The 6,023-nt window shown below is 62.8% G+C and carries 5 protein-coding genes and 1 pseudogene; all 6 read left to right on the top strand.

Annotated features, from left to right (window positions below):
* The first annotated feature begins 7 nt into the window (after positions 1 to 7).
* A complete protein-coding gene (locus AC1D1P_RS12175; RefSeq protein ID WP_477673158.1) occupies positions 8 to 1,057 on the top strand; it encodes a Bug family tripartite tricarboxylate transporter substrate binding protein in 1,050 nt (349 codons plus the stop codon).
* A gap of 11 nt (positions 1,058 to 1,068) precedes the next feature.
* Positions 1,069 to 2,349 (top strand): glucarate dehydratase family protein, encoded by a 1,281-nt coding sequence (locus AC1D1P_RS12170; protein ID WP_477673155.1) that lies wholly within the window; start codon positions 1,069 to 1,071, stop codon positions 2,347 to 2,349.
* Positions 2,350 to 2,499: 150 nt separating this feature from the next.
* Positions 2,500 to 3,615 (top strand): ABC transporter substrate-binding protein, encoded by a 1,116-nt coding sequence (locus AC1D1P_RS12165; RefSeq protein WP_477673157.1) that lies wholly within the window; start codon positions 2,500 to 2,502, stop codon positions 3,613 to 3,615.
* 134 nt (positions 3,616 to 3,749) lie between these two features.
* Positions 3,750 to 4,847 carry an ABC transporter ATP-binding protein gene (locus tag AC1D1P_RS12160; RefSeq protein WP_477673156.1) on the top strand — a complete coding sequence of 366 codons (1,098 nt, stop codon included), beginning with the start codon at positions 3,750 to 3,752 and terminating at the stop codon, positions 4,845 to 4,847.
* Positions 4,847 to 5,734 carry an ABC transporter permease gene (locus AC1D1P_RS12155; RefSeq protein WP_477673154.1) on the top strand — a complete coding sequence of 296 codons (888 nt, stop codon included), beginning with the start codon at positions 4,847 to 4,849 and terminating at the stop codon, positions 5,732 to 5,734. The genes AC1D1P_RS12160 and AC1D1P_RS12155 overlap by 1 nt, the downstream gene beginning before the upstream one ends.
* Positions 5,731 to 6,023: pseudogene (locus AC1D1P_RS12150) on the top strand (ABC transporter permease); the annotation flags it as partial. The gene AC1D1P_RS12155 and the pseudogene AC1D1P_RS12150, both read left to right, overlap by 4 nt.

Genomic DNA, 6,023 nt, shown 5'->3' with positions numbered 1-6,023 from the left:
GAACACTATGCGTGCGCGGCGCGGGTTTCTCAAAACCGCTATTGGCGCCAAGGCTGCGAGGGCCGCTTTCGTGTGCGCGGCTGCGGCCGTGGGCCTGCTGGCCCTTCCAGTTCAGGCCCAGACCGACTACCCGTCGAGGGCGATCAAGCTGATTGTTCCGTTCCCGGCAGGCGGCACCAGCGATGTGATGGGACGCATGATTGCGGAAGAGTTGACAAAAGCCCTGAAGCAGCCCGTGATTGTGGAGAACCTCGGCGGCGCGGGCGGGGTCATCGGCACAGAGAAGGGCGCCAAAGCCGCGCCCGATGGCTATACGCTGATACAAACAGGTGTTGGCCAGAATGCGGTTGCGMACGGTCTCAACCCCAAGCTCGGCTACGACTCTGTCAAGGATTTCATCCACGTCACGCAGGTCCATTCAGGACCGAACGTGCTGGTGGTCCATCCTTCTGCGCCCTTTAACACCTTCCAGGAGCTGATTGCTTACGGGAAAGCCAATCCCGGCAAACTGAGCTATGGCTATGTGCCTGCGGCCTCGGGGCACATGGCGATGGAGCTGCTCAAGCAAACCGTCGGCACCTGCTCGGGCGTCAAAAAAGAAAACTGCAAGCCCCTGTTCATGGTCGGCATTCCCTACCGGGGCGGCGGCCCCATGCTGACGGATATTCTCGGCGGACAGATACCCTTGATGTTCATCAACCAGGATGTGGCGTTGCCGCATATCAAGGCGGGCAAGCTCCGGGCCCTGGCTGTGACCAGCCTGGCGCGCAATCCGCTGTACCCGGACGTGCCCACCATTCACGAATCGGGTTACCCCGGTTTCTCCGCTCTGTCGTGGTCCGGCCTGTCGCTCCCCAAAGGCACGCCCAAGCCCATTGTGGACAAAATAGAAGCTGCCGCTGTCAACGCGATGCAGTCCCCCGCCATCCGCGCGCGGATGGAGGCCAACGGTTTTGTGGTGCCGGCCCAGGGCAGTACGGAATACACACAGTTCGTGGCACGGGAGCTGGACCGCTGGACGCGGGTCATCAAGGTCGCCGGCATCAAGGCTGAATGATGGTTGGGCGGATGAAAAGTATCAAAATCAGCGCAGTCCGAATCACGCCCATCGCGTTTCGTGATGCGCCGCTGCTCAACGCCAGCGGTATCCACGAGCCTTGGGCGCTGCGCAGCATTGTCGAGATGGAAACTTCGGACGGGCGCGTTGGCATCTCTGAAACCTATGGTGACGAGCCCATGGTGAAAGTGCTGGAGCAGGCCCGTGCCCTGGTCCTCGGCTTGTCTCCGTTTGGGCTGAACGTCATGGAAGAGCGCGTACGCGCAGCCATCAAGCCCGGACACGCCACTGACGGCAGCGTGCAGTTCGAGCTTGCACCGGGCTCGCACACTGCCAAAAATGCCGACAAGGTCATCAGTGCGATGGAAGTCGCCATGCTCGACCTGCAAGGGCAGATCCTGGGCATGCCCGTGTGCGACTTGCTGGGCGGTGCCGTACGCGCAGAGGTGCCTTACAGCGCCTATCTGTTCTACAAATACGCAGAGCACGCTGACAAACCTTATGCACCCGACGCCTGGGGCGAAGCCGTTACGCCTGAGCAGGTTGTGAAGCAGGCGCAGCGGATGGTGAGCCTTTATGGCTTCAAGAGCATCAAGCTCAAGGGCGGCGTGTTCCCACCGGCTGAAGAAATCGCCGCCATGAAGGCGTTGTCCAAGGCCTTCCCCGGTGTGCCCTTGCGGCTGGACCCGAACGCCAACTGGACGCTGGAGACCAGCATCGCCGCCGCAAAAGAGCTCGACAATTTGCTGGAATACTACGAAGACCCGGCACCCGGCCAGGAGGCCATGGCCGAGCTGGCCCGGCACTGCCGCATGCCGCTGGCGACCAACATGTGCGTCACCACGATGGAGGAGTTCAAGCGCAATGCCTCCACGCATGCAGTCAGTATCCTGCTGTCAGACCATCATTACTGGGGTGGCCTGCGCGCCACAGCCTCACTGGCGCGCATGTGCAGCGTTTTCGGCATGGGCATGTCCATGCATTCGAACTCGCACCTCGGCATAAGCCTGATGGCCATGACGCACGCTGCCGCCGYGATTCCCAACCTCACCTATGCCTGCGACACGCATTACCCGTGGCAAGAGGAAGAGGTCATCAAGGGCGGGCGGATCCAATTCGACCAAGGCGCCGTCAAGGTGCCGACGGCGCCCGGCCTGGGCGTGGAACTCGATCCGGCCAGATTGGCCGAACTGCACCGGCAATACCTGGACTGCGGCATCCGCAACCGCAACGACCTCGCGCAGATGCGCAAGTACCAGCCGGGGTTTTCCGGCATCAGCCCGCGTTTTTAAGAGGCCGGCAGGAGCCTCGCATTTTTCCATTTCCTGTTTGCAGTTCACACCAACAACGAAGGAGACAAGATCATGAGCAAGTTCAAGTATTTGAAGTCCCGCCTGGCCCGGGGCCTGTGGGCCGCAGGCTTTCTGACATCGCTCGCGGGCATGTCTGCATTCATGGCCGGCGCGGCCCATGCGGAGCCCGTGACGCTCAACGTCGTCGACGTGGCGGGCAACCTGGCGCTGACGCAGGAGGCGCTGGAAAGTTTTGCCGCGAAAAATCCGAACCTGGTGTCGCGCATTACCTTCACCAAGGCGCCGGCACCCGAGCTTCCGGGGAAAATCAGGGCCATGCAGGCCGCTGGCCGCACCGACATTGACCTGGTACTGACCGGCACCGATGCGCTGGCTGCCGGCATGGCGCTCAATCTCTGGGAGCCCATGCTGCCTGCGCATGCCGCGAAGTTCCCCAATTTGATGGACAACTACCTGCCCAGCGCGCGCAAGATGCAGGACCTGGCCAACGGCCAGGCCGTCATGGTGACCTATATGCCTGCGGGTCCGCTGCTCGAGTACAACCCCGACAAGGTCAAGGCACCGCCTAAAACACCGGCTGAGTTGCTGGCCTGGTGCAAGGCCAACCCCAACAAGCTGATTTACGCTCGCCCCGCCAACTCGGGCCCGGGCCGCACCTTTCTGATGGGCTTGCCCTACCTGCTCGGCGACAAGGATCCCARGGAACCCCTGGCCGGCTGGGACAAGACCTGGGCTTACCTGAAGGAGCTCAACAGCTGCATCGAGTACTACCCCACAGGCACTGGCGCCGTGATGAAGGAGCTCGGAGAAGGCTCGCGCGACATGACCGTCACGGTGACCGGCTGGGATATCAATCCGCGCGCGCTGGGCGTGGTGCCCAAGCAGTTCAAGGTGGCGGCACTCAACGGCTTCACCTGGGTTAATGACGCGCACTACATGGCGATGCCCAAGGGCTTGCCCGCCGCCCGTCAGGCGGCGGTGATGGAACTGATGGCCTACCTGCTCAAACCCGAGCAGCAGGCGCTGACCTATGACTCCGGCTACTTTTACCCCGGCCCGGCCGTGAAAAACGTTCCGCTGACCGCTGCGCCGCAAAAGAGCCAGGACATCATCAAGGAATACGGCCGCCCCGAGTACGCCGACTGGATCGCCAAGCAGCCGCACACCCAGCCGCTGGATGACAAGGCCATGGTCGCCGCCTTCAAGAAGTGGGATCAGGAAATCGGTTCCGGCAAAGGCAAGTAAGAGCCGCACACAAAACCCTCCTGGCGTTGTTGCGCCGCCTAGCCAGGATCGCTTCGCCGGGTTTTGTGCACGGCTCTGAACGCGGCCCTTGAATAACAAGCAAGCCCGCTGCGGGTGTGAAGAAGGTTTTTGACATGGTGATGCCCAACACCGCGGGACGGCCCGCGGGAAAAAACGAGTTCAGGCAGCTGCGCCTGGACGGCGTGAGCCGCAGCTTCGGCGGCGCCCACGCGCTCGAGAAACTCTCGCTTACCATAGAGCGTGGCGAGTTCATCGCGCTGCTGGGCCCTTCGGGCTGCGGCAAGTCCACCGCGCTCAATTGCATGGCGGGGCTGCTGCCGCTGTCGGACGGAAGTATCTGGCTGGACCAGCAACGCATCGATACGCTGCCACCGGAGAGGCGCGGCTTTGGCATGGTGTTCCAGAACTACGCGCTGTTCCCACATCTTTCGGTCAGCCGCAATGTGGGCTTCGGCCTGAAGATGCGCGGCATGCCGGCGGCAGAAATCGACAGGCGCGTGGCGGCGGCGCTGGACACCGTGCAACTGCTGGGACACGCGGACAAGCTGCCCGGGCAGCTCTCGGGCGGGCAGCAGCAGCGCGTGGCTATCGCGCGTGCCATCGTCATCGAACCGCCGCTGATCCTGATGGATGAGCCGCTGTCCAACCTGGACGCCAAGCTGCGCATTGAAATGCGCTCTGAAATACGCCGCATCCATCGCGCTCAGGGCTGCTCCACGGTGTATGTGACGCACGACCAGGACGAGGCGCTCGCCATRGCTGACCGTGTGGTGGTGATGAAGCTGGGTGTGGTGCAGCAGGTCGGCACGCCGCAAGAGGTGTTCGCGCGGCCGGCCACGCTGGATGTGGCGCGCTTCATGGGCTACCGCAATGTTCTGCCGGCCCGCGTGCTGCGTTCAGACGGTGACCATGTCACGGTCGAAGGTGTAGGCGGCGTGCGTCTGGCGGGGACGGCCATGCAGGCATTGACTGACGGCGCCGGTGTGATGGTGGCCGTGCGGCCCGATGAGATCGTGATCGGCGAGGGCGCGCATGCATTCCCAGGGACAGTGGAAACCGCGGAGTACGGCGGCCGTGAATGGCTTCTCCAGGTCAGGACGGCATTCGACGATTTGCTCTACGTGCGTTCCGCGCGCGTGGTCTCGCCTGGCGACACCGTGATGCTGGTTGCGGCGCCGGAACGGGTTCTGGTTTATGCGGAGGAGTCCTGATGGCCACATTTGCCACGCCCTCGCCGGGTAACCGTTCGCGCCCGCCGCTGGACCCGGCCGTGATGCTGGTCGCGCCGGCGGCCGCGGTGATGATCATGTTTTTTGTCTACCCCTTCGCCTACGGCCTGCTGCTGTCCTTTCAGCCGGCGCAGGGCGGGGTGCTGCAGAACTACATTCATTTCTTCCAGACGCGCGACCTGTGGCAGACCATAGGCAACACCCTGCAGCTGGCCCTGCCGGCCACGTTGATCAATATCGGGTTCGCACTGGCGATCGCCTATGCCACGCGGACCAAAAGCCCTTACCAGCGCCTGTTGTCTACCTTGCTGGTGGTGCCGCTGACGCTGGGCACAGTATTGATCGCCGAAGGCATGCTGACCTACTTCGGCCCGCAGGGCTGGCTGGCGCAGACACTGCGCTGGCTCCATCTTTACGAAGGTTCGATCCGGCTCACGCACAACTATTGGGGCGTGCTGATTTCGCTGGTCATCACCGGTTTCCCGTTTGCCTATCTGCTGATCCTCTCTTACATCACCGGTATTGATCCGGCGCTGCCGCGTGCGGCAGCGACGCTGGGCGCAGACGGCTGGAATCGCTTTCGCTACATTTATCTGCCGCTGCTGACGCCCGGGCTGGTCATGGCCTTCTGCCTGAGTTTTGTTCAGGCTTTCTCGGTCTTCCCATCTGCAGTGCTTCTGGGCTCGCCGGCCGGTACCACGCGGGTGATTGCGATTGCGGCCTACGAAGCTGCCTTTGAGCAGTACGACTATTCGCTGGCCTCGGCTGTCGCCATGATCATGGGCCTGGCTCAACTGGCGATCGTCGCTGCGGCGCTGGGCCTGCGCCGTCTGTTCTACCGCGGTCCTGTTACCGGAGGCAAGGGATGAGTGCCGCGGCGCGCAACTCCAGCCCGCTACGCGATCGTGCCTGGCGTGCGTTGATCTGGGGTGTCATCTCCTTCTTTCTGGTCAACGTCGGCCTGCTGATCGTCGCGGTGGCCACCAATTCGGTGGCCACACGCTGGCTGGKAACCTGGCTGCCCGAGGCCTACACCCTCAGCTGGTATGTATCGGCGTGGAAGGAATTCCAGCTGGGCCATGTGCTGGTGGTCACGGTGGTGGTGGTGTTCTCGGTGGTCTTTTTGTCGCTGCTGATCGGTGTGCCCGCCGCCTACAC

It is taken from the genome of Polaromonas sp. P1_E1_2, assembly GCF_056406035.1.
This window is presented reverse-complemented; position numbering and strand designations above follow the sequence as displayed.